This is a genomic window from Streptomyces sp. NPDC048671 (genome assembly GCF_055587045.1).
Map to the genome: position 1 here is coordinate 499,606 of NZ_JBVJHB010000001.1, position 18,697 is coordinate 518,302.

At 69.7% G+C, this 18,697-nt stretch carries 16 protein-coding genes and 1 pseudogene; 10 read left to right on the top strand and 7 right to left on the bottom strand.

Annotated features, from left to right (window positions below; all coding sequences use genetic code 11):
* The first annotated feature begins 99 nt into the window (after positions 1-99).
* Entirely contained in the window at positions 100-489 is a 390-nt protein-coding gene (locus tag ACZ6S6_RS02310) for a hypothetical protein (RefSeq protein ID WP_469703264.1), read from the top strand.
* 349 nt (positions 490-838) lie between these two features.
* Here ACZ6S6_RS02310 and ACZ6S6_RS02315 read toward each other — a convergent pair whose 3' ends face one another.
* The 3 genes from ACZ6S6_RS02315 to ACZ6S6_RS02325 form a co-directional block, all read right to left on the bottom strand.
* Positions 839-1,558, bottom strand: a complete 720-nt coding sequence (locus tag ACZ6S6_RS02315) for a hypothetical protein (protein ID WP_362965346.1) — start codon at positions 1,556-1,558, stop codon at positions 839-841.
* A gap of 362 nt (positions 1,559-1,920) precedes the next feature.
* The gene (locus tag ACZ6S6_RS02320; protein ID WP_362965333.1) at positions 1,921-2,373 is read right to left on the bottom strand and encodes an SMI1/KNR4 family protein; all 453 of its coding nucleotides are present in this window, start codon (positions 2,371-2,373) and stop codon (positions 1,921-1,923) included.
* 233 nt (positions 2,374-2,606) lie between these two features.
* The gene (locus tag ACZ6S6_RS02325; protein WP_362965332.1) at positions 2,607-4,394 is read right to left on the bottom strand and encodes a hypothetical protein; all 1,788 of its coding nucleotides are present in this window, start codon (positions 4,392-4,394) and stop codon (positions 2,607-2,609) included.
* 229 nt (positions 4,395-4,623) lie between these two features.
* On the opposite strand from ACZ6S6_RS02325, the pseudogene ACZ6S6_RS02330 reads away from it, so the two are divergent.
* A pseudogene (locus ACZ6S6_RS02330) lies at positions 4,624-4,728 on the top strand (IS5/IS1182 family transposase); the annotation flags it as partial.
* A 556-nt stretch (positions 4,729-5,284) separates the two neighbouring features.
* On the top strand, positions 5,285-5,725 hold the full coding sequence (locus tag ACZ6S6_RS02335; RefSeq protein WP_362965330.1) for a hypothetical protein: 441 nt from the start codon (positions 5,285-5,287) through the stop codon (positions 5,723-5,725).
* A 58-nt stretch (positions 5,726-5,783) separates the two neighbouring features.
* Here the strand turns inward: ACZ6S6_RS02335 and ACZ6S6_RS02340 are convergent, their stop codons facing one another.
* Entirely contained in the window at positions 5,784-6,053 is a 270-nt protein-coding gene (locus ACZ6S6_RS02340) for a hypothetical protein (RefSeq protein ID WP_362965328.1), read from the bottom strand.
* A gap of 131 nt (positions 6,054-6,184) precedes the next feature.
* Here ACZ6S6_RS02340 and ACZ6S6_RS02345 point away from each other — a divergent pair, with 131 nt between their 5' ends.
* Positions 6,185-6,544, top strand: a complete 360-nt coding sequence (locus ACZ6S6_RS02345) for an ArsC/Spx/MgsR family protein (protein ID WP_362965326.1) — start codon at positions 6,185-6,187, stop codon at positions 6,542-6,544.
* Positions 6,545-6,678: 134 nt separating this feature from the next.
* On the opposite strand, the gene ACZ6S6_RS02350 is transcribed toward ACZ6S6_RS02345, so the two are convergent.
* A complete protein-coding gene (locus ACZ6S6_RS02350; protein ID WP_469703267.1) occupies positions 6,679-7,587 on the bottom strand; it encodes a Gfo/Idh/MocA family protein in 909 nt (302 codons plus the stop codon).
* Positions 7,588-7,798: 211 nt separating this feature from the next.
* Between ACZ6S6_RS02350 and ACZ6S6_RS02355 the strand changes: the two genes are divergently transcribed.
* The 4 genes from ACZ6S6_RS02355 to ACZ6S6_RS02370 all read left to right on the top strand — a co-directional run bounded on the left by ACZ6S6_RS02355 (position 7,799) and on the right by ACZ6S6_RS02370 (position 12,590).
* On the top strand, positions 7,799-9,268 hold the full coding sequence (locus ACZ6S6_RS02355; RefSeq protein ID WP_469703270.1) for a hypothetical protein: 1,470 nt from the start codon (positions 7,799-7,801) through the stop codon (positions 9,266-9,268).
* Entirely contained in the window at positions 9,265-10,398 is a 1,134-nt protein-coding gene (locus tag ACZ6S6_RS02360) for an ARPP-2 domain-containing protein (protein WP_469703272.1), read from the top strand. The genes ACZ6S6_RS02355 and ACZ6S6_RS02360 overlap by 4 nt, the downstream gene beginning before the upstream one ends.
* A 190-nt stretch (positions 10,399-10,588) precedes the next feature.
* Positions 10,589-11,623, top strand: a complete 1,035-nt coding sequence (gene glnII / locus ACZ6S6_RS02365) for a glutamine synthetase (protein ID WP_469703274.1) — start codon at positions 10,589-10,591, stop codon at positions 11,621-11,623.
* A 349-nt stretch (positions 11,624-11,972) separates the two neighbouring features.
* A complete protein-coding gene (locus tag ACZ6S6_RS02370) occupies positions 11,973-12,590 on the top strand; it encodes a winged helix-turn-helix domain-containing protein (protein WP_469703276.1) in 618 nt (205 codons plus the stop codon).
* Between the two features lie 66 nt (positions 12,591-12,656).
* On the opposite strand, the gene ACZ6S6_RS02375 is transcribed toward ACZ6S6_RS02370, so the two are convergent.
* A complete protein-coding gene (locus ACZ6S6_RS02375; RefSeq protein ID WP_469703278.1) occupies positions 12,657-14,795 on the bottom strand; it encodes an MMPL family transporter in 2,139 nt (712 codons plus the stop codon).
* Positions 14,796-15,043: 248 nt separating this feature from the next.
* Between ACZ6S6_RS02375 and ACZ6S6_RS02380 the strand changes: the two genes are divergently transcribed.
* Both ACZ6S6_RS02380 and ACZ6S6_RS02385 read left to right on the top strand, forming a co-directional pair.
* Entirely contained in the window at positions 15,044-16,312 is a 1,269-nt protein-coding gene (locus ACZ6S6_RS02380) for a sensor histidine kinase (RefSeq protein ID WP_469703280.1), read from the top strand.
* Positions 16,297-16,944, top strand: a complete 648-nt coding sequence (locus ACZ6S6_RS02385) for a response regulator transcription factor (protein WP_362965309.1) — start codon at positions 16,297-16,299, stop codon at positions 16,942-16,944. Before ACZ6S6_RS02380 ends, ACZ6S6_RS02385 begins: the two co-directional genes overlap by 16 nt.
* 8 nt (positions 16,945-16,952) lie before the next feature.
* Here the strand turns inward: ACZ6S6_RS02385 and ACZ6S6_RS02390 are convergent, their stop codons facing one another.
* Positions 16,953-18,611, bottom strand: coding sequence for an alpha-L-fucosidase (locus ACZ6S6_RS02390; protein WP_469703282.1), 1,659 nt, complete (start codon positions 18,609-18,611; stop codon positions 16,953-16,955).
* Positions 18,612-18,697: the final 86 nt, after the last annotated feature.

Sequence of the window (18,697 nt, forward strand, 5' to 3'; positions counted from 1 at the left end):
AGTCCGGCCGTCAAGCTCCGTAGGATGCAATGGGGTGGGTGACCAGACGGGGCACCCACCCCATATCCTAACCTCATGGAAAAATGACAGCAGGTAGTGATGTTCGAGTTCAAAAAGGCGAGCGCGACAGAAATCGCCGAACGGAACGATCTGGCCGAGAAGGCAGCCGAGGCGTTGACGATGGCCGGGTTCACCGTGCATCGAGATGTCAACCAGCTGTCTGACGCGCTGGGCGCGCTGGTCTGGGTGGACCCGGCAGACGACTCGAGGGGAGGGGTCTTCGTTCAGTGGTCAGTCAGTTCATCCCTCAATGACACTGCGGTGGAGAGTGCTCTGAAGGGTGAGATCCAGGCGCCGGCATTCCGGCATTTCAGCTTCGTGACAGAGCACATGTACGCGACGTTGATAGCAATCCTCGGATCTGCGGGCTTCCAGGCAAGCGATGCCGATGACGACATGAGTCCCTACCTGATCCGTATTGCAGGCTGACGTCCAAGCAAGGGCCGGTTGGTCTCGCACCGGTCGCCGCGGCGGTCGGAGTCGGGCATACCACTTCATCAGCGGATCGGGACCGCGGCCCGCGTGGACAGGGACGAGGCGCCCGTACGCATGGGCCGGCCACGTCAGCCTGTCGATCCCACGATCCGGTCGAGCTACTCCTGAATAAAGCCCATCGGAATCGAAGCCTTCTTCGCATCGATTAATATTCACACCGCAGAAAGCGATAACAGTACCATCGGCAACCTCGCCCAGTGTGAACACGGAATGCCTGGGCCCGATTCTCGGCCCAGGCATTCCGCAGTTTCTGTTCTTCCATTTCCCCTTGTTCGGACGTTTCTCAGTCGAGCATTTTCAATTGCTCCTTGACCAGCTTCGCCGGGACGACGGCCTTCTTTGTGTCCAGCATGTTGACGCCGTAGAAGGCGGCGATCACGCCACCGTGGCGCACCACCGTGTAGGTCATGGGAACCGACTGCTTGGAGACGGCTGTGGTGATGTCGTAGCCGACCGCCTCGTCTCCGAGGTCCGGATCGTCGAGCCGCTTGACGGACTTGTAGGTCAGGCCGAGCGTCTTAAAGCCTTTCGGGCATTCCTTCAGTGCAATGCGCAGGTCGTTCATGACCTGCTTGGCATTCTTCTCGGAATGCGAGGCCAGCCACATGGAGCCGACGGTCGCGTTCTTGGCGTCGGAGGGCTCCAGCGAGCGGCGTACCAGGCTCACTGGCTTGATGCTGGTGGTGCCGCCCGCCAGGCTGGCCAGGGGTTGGCACTCCTTCTTGTCGGCCTTCATGTCCAGGCCGGCGGCGGTCTCGGCCTCGGAGACCTTTTTCAACTCATATCCGGAGCTCTTTCCGGAAAGGGTGGCCTCTTCCAGTTCGGCGGGCGGGATAGCGCCGATCTTCTTCGCGTTCTCGGCGGCCTTGTCGGCGCTTTTCGGGGACTCTTTTCCGGCGGCCGAGGGTTTCTTCTCTGCGGTCTTGTCGTCCGTGCCAGAACTGCAGGCCGAAGCCAGCAAAAGGGTGGGTAGAACGAGTGCGGCCGGAAGAATTCTTCCCATGATCACTAATGCCTCCCGAGGGTCTGTCAAATTGCAAATAAGGATGAAATATATCCTAGCGAAAGATGATCATTTCGGGAGTAACGATTTGACGTCGGAAGCGAGTGGCCAGGAGTTATAAGCGGCGCTCGGGCACCGGACGCGTCGCGGCGCGTGTTCGCACCGCCCCTCGATCAGATACGGGTCATGGGCCCCGAGCACCCCGACACCTTGATCACCCGTGGAAACCTTGCGACCTGGCGGTGAACCGTTCCGGGTTTGATCGAGGCTCGATCTTTTGGAAGGATCGAGTTCGTTATGGCGAAGCAACACCCGAAGGAGCTCAAGGAGCGGGCCGCGCGTCTGGTTCTTGAGACTCGTGATCAGTAGTGATGCGTGAACTCCAAAGGATGGCGCATCCCCATCGCCGAATGAACCGATCTGACCGCTGCGCACATCCAGGAACTTGCCGTAACAAGCATCGTCGTCCGAGATGATCGGAATCCACTGCTCATGCCAGAAGGGAACTCCGGATCGTCGGACGGGTCGTCGCGCTCGATCTCCATCTTGAAGTGGTACGTCCGCTCCATGGCCGCGAGTCCCAGCAGATCGCGGTTGCCGGGCACGATCCCCTCCGTGGCCCCCTCAGAGTCATTGTCGGCCCCGGATGCCTGGAGCCACGTCCGAAGCTCGACCGGGAAGACGACGCACATGCGCTCCTCAGCCGCAGTGATCGCTGCCGGCGTAGCGGGAGCAAGGATCGACGACGCAGTCGTCGGTGCATTCGTCTCCAGCCAGTCCACCAATCGCTGCCACGCCAACTGCACGTCCCCCATGGCCATTCCTTTCTCCGAACGTCTACCTCACGGCCTCGCGGCGCTCCCTATGGCCCGGCAGCGAAGCGCGCTGCCGAGGTGCGGTCGAAACACCGATCCGCAGGCGCTCCGACGCTCGAACTCGGCGGGTAGTTGGCCGAAGTGCTCCCCGAGCGTCTGCCTCCAGCAGGGGCCTGCTGGAGGCAGACGCTCGATCTGCTCGTAGGGGCCCCGGGCTGCCGGCGGCTGCGGAATCAGTCTCCCTCCGGCGTTGCCCACCACGGATCGTATTCGCGCACGAGCGGCTGGGTAACTGGATGGTGGCGCAATCCGTAAGGCCCCGAAACGGGGGCTTCGGGCATGTCGATAAGCCAGGCCAGTACTGCGTCGGACTGCATGTCCGGGTCTTCCAAATCGTCGATCAGGGCATCAGAACCACGGCAGTCGTACGGCTGTGGCAGCGTGAATTCAGCTTCGACAGCATCGCGGACAATCCCTTCACAGATCGCGCGCCACCGGCCTTGGCCCCACCAATGACGCGTGTAGCTTGTCGAGCCCCCGATCGTCATCAGCCTCAAAGTGGTATCCGGGCCGAGAAGTTCGCCGTCGAGGCGTTGCCATTTCCGGATCTGCTCACGCACCGTCGACTGCACCTCCTGCCATCCGTCGCCGAACAGAGAGGAGACAGTCCGGCCGTTGGGGAGTTGCCAGTCCGTATCAGTCAGTGACTGCTCGATCCCGTCCCAGTCGATACCTTCGTACGGGCAGACATGAGGCAGCACCGCGCGAGTCACCGCGATGTTCACTCGAGCCATCAGCACGTCCGAGGGAAGATGGTGAGCCTCCACAGCCGTTTCGTTGCGCCAGCACCAGGCCGCGATACCCAGAGCCGCCGCATCGGGCACCGGGTCCGGGTGCACGTCGCGGCCTGCCATACCGACAACCCAGCGCAGATAGGTGCTGAGATCGGGGTGCTGTACGGCTTCCTTGACGATGTCCGCAACCGGGAGCTTTCGGTACGAGGCTGCCGGGCTGAAGAGGGATAGTAGCGATTCCGCTTCGAACGCCTCCGCGGCTTCTGGATCAGCCCCCTCCACCACGCGGACGCGAGTCGCATCGAGCAATCCCAGCGCGCCGGCTCGATGTTGGACCACCTTCACGGCCTCGTCACCCTGGAGGGTTACCGTGAGTTCGACCTCTTCATCGAGTGCGGAAAACGACTCCGGGACGTCACCGCATACATCTTCGTAGGGAAGGAAACGGAGCCGGCTTCCACGCGGGTAGTACTCGACGTCCAGCGCGGCGCTGGTACGCCACAGCGTGGCGAAGAGCAGCGGGCCGGTTTCGGCATCAAAGTCCGAATCATATGCGTCCGGGACCTGCCAGCCGGCCCAGTCGAGCGGGCCGAGTACTTCCATGAGCCGGTCTACATACTCGCCCCACTGTCCGGTGTCCGGGCGACCCGCTTGCCTCTCGGGTTCTGCCAGCTGGCTGCCCAGTTGGCTGCCCAGTTGGCCGATGAGAGCTGTCGTACGTCTACTGAAGAGCGATTCGGCCGACTCGCCTTCCTCCGGGACGACACCGGTGACGCTGTTGAGATACGCCGTACCGTCTGCCAGTTCCTGCTTACGGCAGCGTGTGCACAAGTACCTGTACGGCTTGCCCCACTTGGCGGAGTAGCGCGTCAGCGAGCGACGCTGTCGGCAGTCACGACACGGCCCATAGCCCTTCTTGGGCCACCACAACCACCAGTCGCCGTCGTAGTCGCCGGGCGAGGGCACGATCCCGCGGCCCAGCAGCTCGTCGGCAAGTGCCTCCAGACCGCCGTCGTTCCTGTGAGGCATCTTTGCGTGCAGCTGGTCATGCGCCGAAAGCAGTTCGTCGTCCGTGACCGCCTCTACTCCCTGCAAGCGGCGCCGCACGGATACCGCTGTGGCGAGTGCCTGGACGGCGGGATCATCCCGCCGAAGTGACTGTCTGCCGCTCTCGACGACGGACATCGCCTTGTCGACATCGGCTTCAGTGATTCCGGTGCTCCCCATGCTCCAGAGCTTACGAGCGACCTCTGACAGGGCCTTTGAGTTTGGCCGCCTATAGCGGTTCCAGCCCGGACTTGCGAGGAACTCGTTCCTCCTCGCCTCGACCGCGTGCACGTTTGCGGGCAATTGCTGTGCTGCACCTGGGCGCTCAGAGGTCTCCCGGCAGGCGGGCTGCTGCTGCTGCTGCTCGGATGGTGCCCCTCCGGTTCGCCCCCGACGATGCACAGTGCACACCCGAGTACGGCCACAGGGCGGCGGCACGCAGAACACACCTGATGAGACGCTGTTCGCGGCGAACATCTACGTGCTGGTCCGCCGCTGTTCCTCGCGAAAAATGCGGGGTTTCGTGCGCCACAACCTTCACTTGCTTCAGCCGTACGGTCAGGGACCGCCGGGGGCAGGAGCGCGCTCCGATGCGCCGCACGGCCACCTCCGCGAGCGGCCGAGGGCGAGATGCTCGTGCGCGACGTCTCGGCGGCTCAGTGCCGCAGCGCCCTGCCCACCCCGGCCTTGACCTCGCCGTCGAGCTTGCGGTTGCTGCGGGCGGCGGCGTCCTTGGTGCCCTTTGAGCTTGTCCCGGGCGGCGGCCGTCGCGGAGGCGACCGCGTCGGCGCCCCTGGACGCCACCGATGAGGCCGCCGACGCGGCCTTGGACACGGTGGGCGGACGCGCTGCCCCCGTCGTCCGAGCACGCCGTCGCCGTCGCCGCCACGACGACCGCCACCAGCACGGCGCCCGCGCCCCGTACGCATCGCCTCGTCATCGCGCCTCCCAGCACTCATCCATCGTCCCAAGTCAAGGCGGCGACCGGTGGGGGCGCATGTGGTGCGGGCCGTACGGGTGAGGGAGGCGGCGGGGTCGCGGGGCGGGGCCGGACCGTGGAGGGTGGTGGCATGAGCGAGCAGCCGACCGACGACGGACCGGACGGGCCGCAGCCCCCTCGGCGGCGGATCTGGCCGTGGGTGCTGCTGATGGTCGTCGTGATCCTGGCCCTGGCCGCGGGCGCGGTCTCCGCGGTCCTGGCCCACGGGCTCTCCGAGCAGGGCTCGCAGAGGCTGCGCGTCAGGTACGAGGTCACCGGCACCGCCAAGGACGTGACACTCACCTACAGCACCTGGCAGGGCGAGGCCCTGTCGACCGGACGGCTGACCCTGCGGAGCCTGCCGTGGGCCGGGGAGCTGGAGACCAGGGGGTTCATGAACGGCGGCTCGTTCGTCGTCAGCCTCGGCAGGTCCGGCGGTGATGTCGCCTGTTCCGTGACGGTGGACGACATCACCCGGCGGACCGACCGGGCCTCCGGCGCCTTCGCCACCGCCACGTGCGACGGGTACTGAGACGCGGCCGCGCCCCCGGATCTCCCGGGGGCGCGGCGGTCGGACCGGTGGCCGGCGGTCAGCGGCCGTAGCGGATGAGGGCGCGGACCATGCGGCAGGTGGTGTCGGACGGCGGGTGGATGCCGAGCAGCTCGGCGGTCGTGCGTATCCGGGCGTTGCTCGCGCTCGACGGGTGGTGAACTCCCGTGTCGAGCAGGGCGATCGCCAGGCGCATCGCCTTCAGCCGGCGGTTGTGGGTGACGTACCACTCACGGGGGCGGCCGGCGGGGAGCGGCTTCTTCCTCAGAGGCTTGTGGAGCGGCTTGGTCGTGACTGCGGCAACGGCCATGGGCAACCTCCTGGCGCACGGTGGCGGAACGCTGTGGAACGCTCACGAACTACCCCCATTTTACTGCCCCGCACTGACAATCGCCCCTGGCCAGAGGGGTTTTCGCGGGTCCATCCCGTACCGTTGGCCCCATGGAGATCTGGATCAATCCCGCCTGTTCCAAGTGCCGCAGCGCGGTGCGGCTGCTCGACGCGGAGGGCGCCGATTACACGGTCCGCCGCTACTTGGAGGACGTGCCGTCACCGGACGAGATCCGGGCCGTGCTCGACCGGCTCGGGCTGGAGCCGTGGGACATCACACGGACGCAGGAGGCGGACGCGAAGGAGCTGGGGATCAAGGAGTGGCCGCGCGAGGCGGGTGCGCGGGAGCGGTGGATCACCGCGCTCGCCGCGCACCCGAAGCTGATCCAGCGGCCGATCATCACGGCCGAGGACGGCACGGCCGTGGTCGCGCGCACGGACGAGGCGGTACGGGACGCCATGGGGCGCTGAGCCCCGGCGTCCGGGGTCGGGAGGGGGCCGGGGTCCGGGGGCTCAGCGACCGGCCGGCCCCCCGCGCCGCTGCTCGGGCTCAGCGGCCGGCCGGGCCCCCGCGCCGCTGCTCCCCCTCCGTTGCTTCCCCTCCGTTACTCCCCCGCCTGCGCCTCGGCCTCCGCGAGCAGTTCCGTCAGCCGGAGCCCGAACCGTACGTCGCAGGGGTGCGCCACCCCCGTGCGCACCGACTCGATCAGCGCGTCCACCGCCGCCCGGAAGGCACCGACGGCGCCGTCCCACCGGGGCAGCCCCACGGTGCCGTGCTCGCCCCTGAGCTCGACCTCCACCCCGGCCGCCGCCACCGGGGCGGCCAGCGTGAGCGTCACCGTGCTGGAGGCTCCGGAGGCGTGGCGGAGGATGAGGTGGTGGGTGTCGGCGGGGCCGCGGGCCGCGGTCAGCCGGGTCACGTCGCCGAGCACCGGGATGAGGACGGAGAGCGCGTGCGGGCCGACGTCCCAGAGGCCGCCCTTCTCGTGGCGCCAGGGGGACGCGGCGAACTCGCTGTCCACCCCGGGTGCCCACAGGGCGCCGATCCAGTGGGCGTGCGCGGTGAACCAGCCGCCCAACGCCTCCTGTTCGGCGATCCACGCGGAGGTCTCCGGCGCGAACCGCAGCGTGCAGAAAACGATGGAGGCGACCCGCGCCGCCTCCGCGGCCTCGGCCACCTCGCGGGCGGCCGCGACGCTCGTGGCCACCGGCTTGTCCATCAGCAGATGGCAGCCGGCCGCCGCGGCGCGGGCGGCGAGCGGGGCCTGGACGTCCGGCGGCAGGGCGAACGCGACGGCGTCGCTCGCGGCGAAGAGCTCGTCGAGCCCCGCGTCACCGGTGTACGCGGTGGCCCCGTGGGCGGCGGCCAGCTCCTGCGCGGCCTCGGCCCGGCGGCCCCACACCCCGCTCAGCACGGCGCCGGGGTGCTCGGCGAGGGCGGGGGCCTGGGTGATGCGGGCCCAGGGGCCGGTACCGGCCAGGCCGATACGCAGGGGGGTCACGGGTGTCGTCATGGGACCAGTGTGCCCGGTGCGGCCGGGGTCCGGAACGAATGCGGTGGCGGGGTCCCTGGCCGGGCGGTTACGTTGGCGGGGCCGGCCGCGGGACTCCGGTGCGACTTCCGGGACTTGCCTGTAAAGCAAACATTTCGCTGCTCGCGCCCCCATTCCCCGGCCGGCTTCCGCTTGCGCGTACCGCCTCGCGGAACACCACGGGGGATTCATCATGACGACCGAGACCTTTGCCGACCTTGTCGCCGCCGAGGACGTGCTCCTCTTCGTCAATGCCGCGATCACCGCGACCGGGCAGCGCGAGTTCCACTCGGGGGCGGACCGGCAGCAGCTCTCGCTGGACTTCCTGCACACCTACGTACGGGTCAACTACCGTCGGGTGTACGCCGCCTCGCTCGCCCTCGACATCAACGACCACAACGCGGCGCGCATCGTGCAGGGGCTCCTGGAGTACGCCGCCGAGGCCACCGCCGAGGAGAAGCGCGCCGAGGGCCGGCTGATCGCCGCGCGGCTGGCGAAGCTGCCGCCGCAGCGGGTGTACCGGCTGTTCCGGGGGCTGCGCGCGGCCAAGGTCAACAACCGGCGCACCCGCGCGATCATGCGCGACTGGCTGGCCGCGCGGCCCGATCCGGCGCACGACGCGGTGAAGTACCGCTCGGGGCTGAAGAACACGGCCCGCCACGCACACCTCCGGCTCGGCGGACGCGGAAGCAGCGGTGAGGTCGGGGACTTTCTCTTTCGGCCCGGCAAACTGCCCCGCTACCGCAACCAGTTGCTCGACGCCTGGCGCCGCGCCCATTACGAGCGGGGCGCCGTCGACGAACTCCCCTTCACCGTCGCCGAGGGCTTCGCGGCCCGGCACGGCATGAAGCGCGAGGCGTTCCTGGAGCGGATGGCGCCCCGGATGACCCGGCTGGAGCGGCTGCGCACCCAGGGGCAGCGCGGTGCGGCCGCTCCGCGGGAGCTGCCGGCGGGTGTCGATCTGTCCGTGATGCCGCTGACCCGGCTCGCCCTGTACGTCCTGACGTTCTCCTTGGAGCTGCGAAGCCGGCACCGCGAGGAGCTGACCTCGGCCCTGCGCACCGCGGCCCGTCGCGCGGCGGGACCGCACGCCGGGGGCTGGGGGCGGGTCGCCGCCGTGCTGGACGACAGCTACTCGTCGTCCGGTTCGGGCGAGAAGCGGCGCCGGCCGCTCGCCGTGGCGCTGGCCTGCCACTTCCTGCTGGAGGCGCTGGCCGCGCCGGGCGCGTACACCCCGCTGTGGACCACCGGGGCCGGTGATCCGCTGCTGGTCGTGCCCCGGGGGCCGACGCCGCTCGGCAGCCGGGTGCTGGACGCCCTGGAGTACGGTCCCGACCGGCTGGTCATCGTCTCGGACGGCTGGGACAACGCGCCTCCCGGGCTCGCGGGCGAGGTGCTGCGGGTGTGGCGGACCAGGCTCGATCCGGACCGGGGCACGGCGGTGGTGCATGTGAACCCTGTATACGACGCTGACGGTTTCGATGTCCGGCGGCTCTCCCCGGGTGTGCCGACGGCCGGTATCCGGGACGCGGAGGATCTGCCGGCCCTGGTGGAGATCGCGCGGTTCTCCGAGGGCCGGACCGGGCCCGCCGCACTCCACTCGTATCTGGACCGGCGGGTCGCCCGGTTCGTGACGGCCGGCCGGGAAGGGGACCCTCTGTGAACAAGCTCGAACTGACCGGGCTCACCGCCCGCCCGTCGCAGGTCTGGGGCGGTATCCGGCTGGTGCCGCTGGTGCGCGAGAGGCCTGTGGAGGGGCTCCGGCTGCACCGAGAGGTGTACGCGGGCGACGGGAACGGTGTCGTGGAGGTGGGGCCGCGGGCCCACTACACCTCGTACATCCCGCACGGTTTCGTCGCCGACTGGTCGGGCGAGGGTGCCGGGACCGCCGCGTACGGCACGCAGTTGGCGGCCCACGGAGACGCGGGCAGCACCCCGCCCAGGACCCTGCGGCTGCCGCGCCACCGCCACCACCGGATGGCCAAGCGGCAGCCCGGCGACCGGCTGCGCTTCCTGCCGCTGCACCTCGCGCTGGAGGGCTATCTCTCGCTGCACTTCGGCGGACCGTCGACCGCCTGGGAGGAGTGGTCGCGGCAGGCGCTGCGCGACGGCCTCTCGCCGCGGGCCGAGGACGCGTATCTGGGGTGGTCGGTGCGCGGGCTCGGCGACGCGCTGCGGGTGTTCGAGATCCATCCCGGCCAGTGCGGGGTGATGGTGTACGCGGCCGACGCACTCGCCGCGGCGTTCGTGGTGCCGCACCCCGACGACTACCGCCTGCTCCACGCGTCGCTCGTCCAGGACCTGTACGGGGAGCTGGTCCACCAGTACGCGATGTACGGCGCCCCGGTGGCCGCTTTCGGGGCGCGGATCGCGGACGGGCCGGGGCTGAACACGCTCGCCGGTCTGCGGGCGGCCGCGCGGGAGCAGGAGCGGGAGTGGCGCGAGGCGCACGACACGCTGTTCGCGCGGGAGCTGCTGGACTCCTCGTACGGCTTCGAGCGGGTGTACCGGATGGGGTCGTTCACGCTGTGGCGGTTCCTGCCGCCGTTCCTGCGGAACCGGGGCGGGCAGCACATCGGGGAGACCGTCACCGATCACAAGGGCCGGGTCGCCTACCTGAAGACGTTCCGGCTGTCCGAGGCGCAGATCCGGCGTGGTCATCTGCTGCAACGGCTCGCCGACGCGGACTGGGAGCTCCCGCGTGCGGCGGTGGCGCTGGGCGCGACCGAGGAGGAGCTGCTGCGGCGGATCCGGTCCGCCGGCTTCGAGTCGCTGCTCCGGGCCCGCGGCTGAGAGCCGGCAGCTGGTAGCCCGGCCGTTGCGGGGCCTGGCAGCTGCGGGGCCTGGCGAGGGCCCTCGCGACCGGTCCGTCTTGTCCGGGAAACCTCGGTAACACGGGGTTCACACGAGAGCAACGGACGGGAAATCGCGTCTTGCGAAGCTGCGCTGCATAGACCCGCAGCACCTCCGAAGGATGGCTTCCGTGACGTTCAAGGCTGAGTACATCTGGATCGACGGCACCGAGCCGACCGCCAAGCTCCGTTCCAAGACGAAGATCATGCCCGGTTCCCCGTCGTCCGACGTGGCGGAGCTGCCCATCTGGGGTTTCGACGGGTCGAGCACCAACCAGGCCGAGGGCCACGCCTCCGACCGGGTGCTGAAGCCGGTCTTCGCCTGCCCGGACCCGATCCGCGGGGGTGACGACGTCCTGGTCCTGTGCGAGGTCTTCCACATCGACATGACCCCGCACGAGTCCAACACGCGTGCCGGACTCCGCCCGCTCGCCGAGCGGTTCGCGGGCCAGGAGCCGGTCTTCGGCATCGAGCAGGAGTACACCTTCTTCGACGGCCACCGGCCGCTCGGCTTTCCCGAGGGCGGCTTCCCGGCCGCGCAGGGCGGCTACTACTGCGGTGTCGGCGCCGACGAGATCTTCGGCCGCGACATCGTCGAGAAGCACCTCGACAACTGTCTGCGGGCGGGCCTGGGCATCTCCGGCATCAACGCCGAGGTCATGCCCGGCCAGTGGGAGTTCCAGGTGGGCCCGCTGGCCCCGCTGGAGGTCTCCGACCAGCTGTGGATCGCCCGCTGGCTGCTCTACCGCACCGCCGAGGACTTCAACGTCTCCGCGACCCTGGACCCGAAGCCGGTCAAGGGCGACTGGAACGGCGCGGGCGCGCACACCAACTTCTCCACCAGGGCGATGCGCGAGGGCTACGACGCGATCATCACCGCGTGCGAGTCGCTGGGCGAGGGCTCGAAGCCGATGGACCACGTCAAGCACTACGGCGCGGGCATCGACGACCGGCTGACCGGTCTGCACGAGACCGCCCCGTGGAACGAGTACAGCTACGGCGTCTCCGACCGCGGCGCCTCGGTCCGTATCCCGTGGCAGGTCGAGCAGGACGGGAAGGGCTACATCGAGGACCGCCGCCCGAACGCCAACGTCGACCCGTACGTCGTCACCCGGCTGATCGTCGACACCTGCTGTGCCGCGCTGGAGAAGGCCGGGCAGGTCTGATCCCGCCCGCACGTACGAGAGGCGCCCACCGCACCGCCGGTGGGCGCCTGTTGTCGTGCCCGAGGTGAGGAAGGTAACGCGAAGGGTCCGTATCGGCGGGTGGGAGAAGCCTGCTGCGGGACCGTCTTCTCTGGTTCAATGGGGGCATGGCCAGCTTCCAGCACACCTCGACAGGTCGCAGCGACCTGGAGCCGTTCTGGCCCTCCCGTCAGGATCACGACTTCGACCGGGTGTGTTGCCGCGCGTTGAACGCGCTGGCCCTCTAAAGCCGCTCACCCCGGTCTTCGGTCCGCGCGCACGCAGCAAGTCCGTCCACAGACGACTCCTTCGCGCGAAAGAGCTGACCCCCATGGCGAACACTCGCACCTTCTCCGCCGCAGCCGCTGCCACCGCAGCGCAGACGGCGGCCGCTGCGGCAACCCCCGCCCGTCCCCCCTCCCCCAACCGGCACCGGCTGCGGGCCGTCGCGCCGGACGAGGTCTTCCAGCCGGCCGATGTGTCCGCGTTCCTGGCGCCGGGCACGACCTGGCTGCCCGCACCCCAGCACACCCTGCCGGCGCTGCCGGGCCGGCCGCCGATGGTCGGCTATCTCGTGCTCGTCCCCGCCGACCAGCAGCCGGCGCTCACGCCTGCGGCGGCCGGCGCCGCCCAGTACGTGGTGCCGGAGCTGCTGGAGACCCCAGCGGCCGGTCCGGTGCTCATCGACCCCGTCCAGCGCACCGCCGCGGTGAACGGGAGCACGCTCGACCTCACCTACCTGGAGTTCGAGCTCCTCGCCCATCTGGTGGCGCACCCGAACCGGGTGCACACCCGCGACCAGCTGGTGACCACGGTCTGGGGCTACGGGCACGTGGGCGACGGGCGCACCGTCGATGTCCACATCGCCCGGCTGCGCCGCAAGCTGGGCGCCGAGCACCGCCGGTCGATCCAGACGGTGCGGCGCGTCGGGTACAAGTACGCGCCCTGATCGCACACGAGTGGGCCCCGGCCGCGGTACGTACGCGCGGCCGGGGCCCACTTCGCTCGCCGGGGGTCAGCCGCGCAGCCCCGTTCCGACCGGGTGCGCCGCGGGGCCGGGCTCCGGCTCCGGCTCACTGTGGTCCAGGGCGGGCAGCCGGGACAGTCCGCGCGGGGTCCGCCAGTTCCGCTCGCCGAGCAGCGCCATCACGGAGGGCAGCAGCACCATCCGTACGACCGTCGCGTCCAGCAGCACCGCGACGGCCAGGCCGACGCCCATCTGCTGCATGTCCTGCATGGACAGCGTCCCGAAGACCGCGAACACCGCCACCATGATCACGGCCGCGCCGGTCACCGCACCCGCCGTCCGCCGGATGCCCTCGTCGATCGCGGCCGGGGTGGAGAGGCCGCGGCCGTGGGCCTCGCGGATCCGGGAGACCACGAAGACGTGGTAGTCCATCGAGAGCCCGAACAGGACGACCAGCACGAAGAGCGGCATCCAGGACTCGATGGCGCCGACGCCCTCCGAGCCGATCAGCGAGGCACCCCAGCCGTGCTGGAAGACGGCGACCATCACTCCGTACGCGGCGGCCACCGAGAGCAGGTTGAGCAGGATCGCGGTCACGGCGATGACGTAGCTGCGGAAGCAGAACAGCATCACCAGGAAGGTCACCGCGGTGATGAAGAGGAAGACGGGCAGGATGCCGCGCTTCAGCTGGTCGTTGAAGTCCGTGGACCCGGCCACCTCACCTGTCACATAGGCGCGGGCGCCCGTTCCGTCGAACGCGGCCGGCAGCCGCTTCTCGCGCAGTTCGGTCAGATCGCTCTCGCCGTGCGGCAGCGGGATCTCGATCTCCGCGACGTTCTGCGCCCGGTGGACGGCCACCTTGTCGAAGCCGTCGAGTGCCTCGCGTACGCCGGGCGCCTCGATGTCGTCGGCCTCGACGACCACCTGGGCCGGGGCGGGTCCGCCGGGGAAGGCCTCGCTGATGTCGCGGTAGGCGACCGCGAGCCGGGATTCGGAGCCGAACTGCTTCTCCAGGCCGAGTTCCTCGGTCTTCATGCCGAGGGCGGGCGCGGCCAGCACGAGCAGCACGACGACCGAGGCGGCGGCGAAGAACTTCGGCTTCGACAGGACGGGGCGCAGCAGCTTGCCGGCGATCCGGCCGCTCTGCTTCGTACCCCGCTTGCCGCGCCGGTTGAGCAGGGGTACCCGTCCGGCGTCGATCCGGTCGCCCAGCCAGGAGAGCAGTGCGGGCAGTACCGTCACGGAGCCCATCATGGCGATGAAGACCACGATGATCGTGGCGAGTGCGAAGCCCTTGAACAGGAGCAGTCCGGACAGGAACATGCCGGCCATCGCGACCATGACGGTCAGCCCGGAGACCAGGACGGACCGGCCGCTGGTGGCCGCGGCGATCCGCAGCGCCGTCTCGGCGTCGCGCCCCGCCGCCCGCTCGTCCCGCTCGCGCCGCAGGTAGAAGAGGCAGTAGTCGACGCCGACGGCGAAGCCCATCAGGAACATCACGGAGTACGTGGTCTGGAAGAGGTGCAGCTGGTGGCTGGCGAGCGACAGCAGACCGAAGGCGGCCAGGCAGGCGGTCAGCGCGAGCCCGACGGGCAGCAGGGCCGCGACGACGGCGCCGAAGGCGACCAGCAGGATGCCCAGGGCCAGGGGTACGGCGGTGAACTCGGCCTTCTTGAAGTCGTCGGACAGCAGGTCGCCGAGCCACTTCCCGGCGCTGGCGTCGCCGAACTGCTGGACCGTGACGTCCGTCCGTTGCTTCTGGACCCCGTCGACGGCGTCCAGGACGGGCTGCACCCGGTCGGACGCGGTGGCGGCGTCCCCCTTCATCTCGAAGGTGATCAGTGCGTCCTTGCCGTTCCTGGAGGCGACCGGAGCCGCGAGGCCCGTCACCTCGCCGGTCCTCCCGAGGGCGGTGGTCAGCTCCCGCGCCGCGGTCCGCCAGCCGTCCGGCTCGGCCGACGACACCATGACCAGCTCGCCCGCCCGGTGGCTGAGACCGGCGTCGGAGAGGATCTGCTCGGCCCGTGCCGAGTCACCGGCGCCGTTCTCGGCGTTGGTCATCTCGACCATGCCGGACGCGCCGCCGATGCCCGCGGCGAGCACCACGAAGAGCAGCCAGCCGAGAATGGCCGTCTTTCGGTGGTGTGCGCTCCACACACCGATACGTGCCGCGAGATTACGCCTCATGGCGTGTTCGCCCCCTGGAAGTAGCCGTCGGAAGGAGTCGTCGGAAGACACCTCGAATCTAGGAACCCGCGGCCCGCCGCCCCAGCCGCTGGAACACCCACTCCCCGTGACGTAGGGCGAGGTCGCGGGGGTGGTGCTGGGTACACCCCGGCCGGGTGTCGGAACGGCTGCCGCCCCGGCCGCACGGGGCGGCAGACTGTGTGCGGACCGGGGCTGCCACGAGTGCCGGCGAGGGAAGAGGGACCGATATGAACACGCCGCACGGACGGACGAGGGGCGCGCTGCTGGCCGCTGGGCGGGGGCTGGTGCTGTCGTTCGCCTCGATCGTGGGGTCGGTCACGCTGTTCGTGCTGGCGGTGACCTCCATCGTCCTCATCCCGCTGGGCATCGGCCTGGTGACCACCCCGTACGTGCTGTCGGCGGTGCGCAAGCACGCCAATCAGCGCCGGCTGCTGGCGATCACCTGGTCAAACGTCCGGATCCCGGTGCCGTACCGGCCGATCCCGGAGGATGTCCGCAGCGGGTTCATCGGACAGGTGGAGCGGACCGGGGCGATGCTGAAGGACCCGGCGACCTGGCGGGACATCCAGTGGCTGCTGGTCGACATGACGGCCGGCTACGTGGTGTCGATCCTGGCGGCGGCGCTGATGATCTACCCAGTGGAGGGTTTCGTCCTGGCTGCGGGGCTGTGGCGGGTCTTCACGGACGACCGGTACTGGTACGGGTTCGTCCCCGTGGACAGTCAGGCGACGGGGCTCGCCGCCGCCGGGCTCGGGGTGGCGCTCTTCGCGACCGGGGTGCTGCTGAGCGAGCGGCTGCTGCACGCGCACTTCGTGATCGCGCGCTCGGTGCTGGCCCCCACCCATGAACAGGAACTGGCCCTGCGCATCGACCGGCTGACCGAGACCCGGCACGAGGCGGTCGACACCGCCGCCTCGGAGCTGCGGCGCATCGAGCGCGATCTGCACGACGGTGCCCAGGCCCGGCTGGTCGCCATGGGCATGAATCTGGGCACCATCGAGGCGCTGGTCGAGAAGGACCCGGCGCAGGCGAAGAAGCTCCTGGCGATGGCCCGCGCGTCGTCCGCGGAGGCGCTCACGGAGCTGCGCGATCTCGTGCGGGGCATCCATCCGCCGGTCCTGGCCGAGCGCGGGCTCGGGGACGCGGTCAAGGCGCTTGCGCTGCGGATGCCGATCGGGACCGAGGTGGACGTGGAGCTGAGCGGTCGCGCGGAGGCCCCGGTGGAGTCGGCCGCGTACTTCGCGGTCAGCGAGATCCTGACGAACGCCGCGAAGCACTCGGGCGCCGACCGGATCTGGGTGGATCTGCACGATGCGCAGGGGATGCTGCGGATCTCCGTCACGGACAACGGGAAGGGCGGTGCGACGACCGGTTCGGGCTCGGGCCTGAGCGGGGTCGAACGCCGACTCGGTACATTCGACGGCATCATGGCCGTCAGCAGCCCCGCGGGCGGTCCCACCATGGTGACCATGGAGATCCCTTGCGAGTTGTCCTAGCCGAAGATCTCTTCCTGCTGCGCGACGGCCTGGTGCGCATGCTGGAGGCGTACGACTTCGAGATCGCGGCCGCCGTCGAGACGGGACCCGAACTGACCAGGGCCCTCGCCGAGTTGAAGCCGGACGTCGCCGTTGTCGACGTCCGGCTTCCGCCGTCCCACACGGACGAGGGGCTGCAGTGCGCGCTGGCGGCCCGGCGGGCGCGACCGGGTCTGCCGGTGCTCGTGCTCTCCCAGCACGTCGAGCAGTTGTACGCACGTGAGCTGCTGGCGGACGGCAACGGCGCCATCGGCTATCTGCTCAAGGACCGGGTCTTCGACGCCGAGCAGTTCATCGACGCGGTCCGCCGGGTCGCGGCGGGCGGCACCGCGATGGACCCGCAGGTGATCTCGCAGTTGCTGTCGCGGCGCTCGCAGGACAAGCCGATGGGCGGGCTGACGCCGCGTGAACGGGAGGTCATGGAGCAGATGGCCCAGGGCCGTTCGAACGCGGCGATCGCCTCGCACATGGTGATCACGGAGCGGGCGGTGGCCAAGCACACCTCGAACATCTTCGGGAAGCTCGGCCTGCCGCCCTCCGACGACGACAACCGCCGCGTTCTCGCGGTACTGGCGTATCTCGACCGGGGTTAGGTCATGCCCTAGGGGGTGGCGGGCGCGGTGGTGAGGTGCAGCGTCGTGGCTCCCAGGTACGGCTTCGCCCTGGACTCCAGCACCCTGACCCGGACGGCCGAGGCGGTGACGGCCGCGGGGAGCGGCAGGATGCGCTCGTGGCCGATGGTGGTGCCCTCGGTGATCCGCTGCCACGTACCGTCGATCCGGGCCTCCACGGCGAACTTCTCCACCCGCTGTCCGTGCCGGATGTCCTCACGGACGGCGACCCGGTCGAAGGTGTACGGCCCCGGCCCCTGCTTGCGCACATCGGCGCCGTAGACCCGGCGCAGACCGGCGCCGAAGGCGGTCAGCGACGCGACGTCCTCGCCGGCGATCCGGCCGTCCGGCGCGGGCGGGACGTTGAGCAGGAGCGAGGCGTTGCGGCCGACGCTCTTCTCGTACAGGTCCATCAACTGCGCGGCGGTTCTGGGCTTTTCGTCGGGGTGGTAGAACCAGCCGGGGCGGTTGGAGACGTCGGCCTCGGCCGGGTACCACTGGAGGTAGTTGATCTCCGGGTCGAGGAGCCTGCCCCTGGAGCCGATGTCGGGGTCGGTCGAGTCGTTGGGGAGGCTGCCGAGCCCCGTCCACGGGTCGGTGATGTGCGGGGTGACGCTCCACTCGGTCTCGCGGGCGACGCCGGACTCGTTGCCGACCCAGCGGACGCCCTGCGGGCCCTGGAAGACGACGGTGTTCGGCGAGAGGGCCTTGACCATGTCGAACCACTGCTTGACGTCGTACTTCTGCGTGATGCCAGAGCCGGACCAGGGGTTGGCGCCGTCCAGCCAGAGTTCCTCCACCGGGCCGTACTGGGTGAAGATCTCGTACAGCTGGTTGAGGTAGTACGTGTCGTAGTCGTCGGCCTTCACCTTGAAGGTGGGCAGCTTGCCGCTCCTCACCCGGGCGGCGCGGTCGTCGCCGGGGACGAGGGTGGGGATGGTGCGCTCGGTGACGGCGCTGCCGTTGCCGAAGCGGCCCTGGCCGGCGGGGGCGCGGTCGCCGTCCTCCAGCGCCATCTGCTCCGGCAGGCTCAGCGGCTTGCCCTCGGCCTGCTTGGCGCGGATCTCCTCGACCCACTCGGCGTGCCAGGCGTGCGGGAGTTCCGCGCCGTCGGAGGGCGAGAGGTAGAGGCCGACCTTCAGGCCCGCCTTGCGGGCGGCCTTCACATAGAGGGCGACGACATCGGGGCTGCCGGGGCTGAGGGCGACCGAGTGGTCGGTGTAGCGGCTCGGGTAGAGGACGAAGCCGTCGTGGTGCTTGACGGTGAGCATGACCTGTTTGATGCCGGCGGCCTTGTAGGCGCGCATCCACTGGTCGGCGTCGATGCTCTGCGGCGCGAACAGCTTCTCGTCCTCCGTGCCGGAGCCCCACTCACGGCCGGTGAACGTGTTCATCCCGAAGTGCGTGAAGGCGGTGACCTCCCGCTGCTGCCAGGCGAGTTGGCCCGGAGTGGGGACGACGTTCGCGGCCTTCTCGATGATCCGCTCCGGGCTGTCGCACGCCTCGACCGTCATCTGCGACGCGGGTCTCACCGGCCCGCCACAGGGGGTGGCGGGCCGCGCGGTCTGCTGCGCCGTGGCCTGTACGGGGATGAGCGCGGCGGCGGCCGCCAGCGCGAGCGCGCTGAGGACATGGGTGCGTCGTGCCATGGTTCCCTGCCATTCTCGACCACGAGTGGTCGGATCTCTTGGGTACCGACGCGTGCATGTTGCCGCAGCGAGTGGCCCGCGGGAAG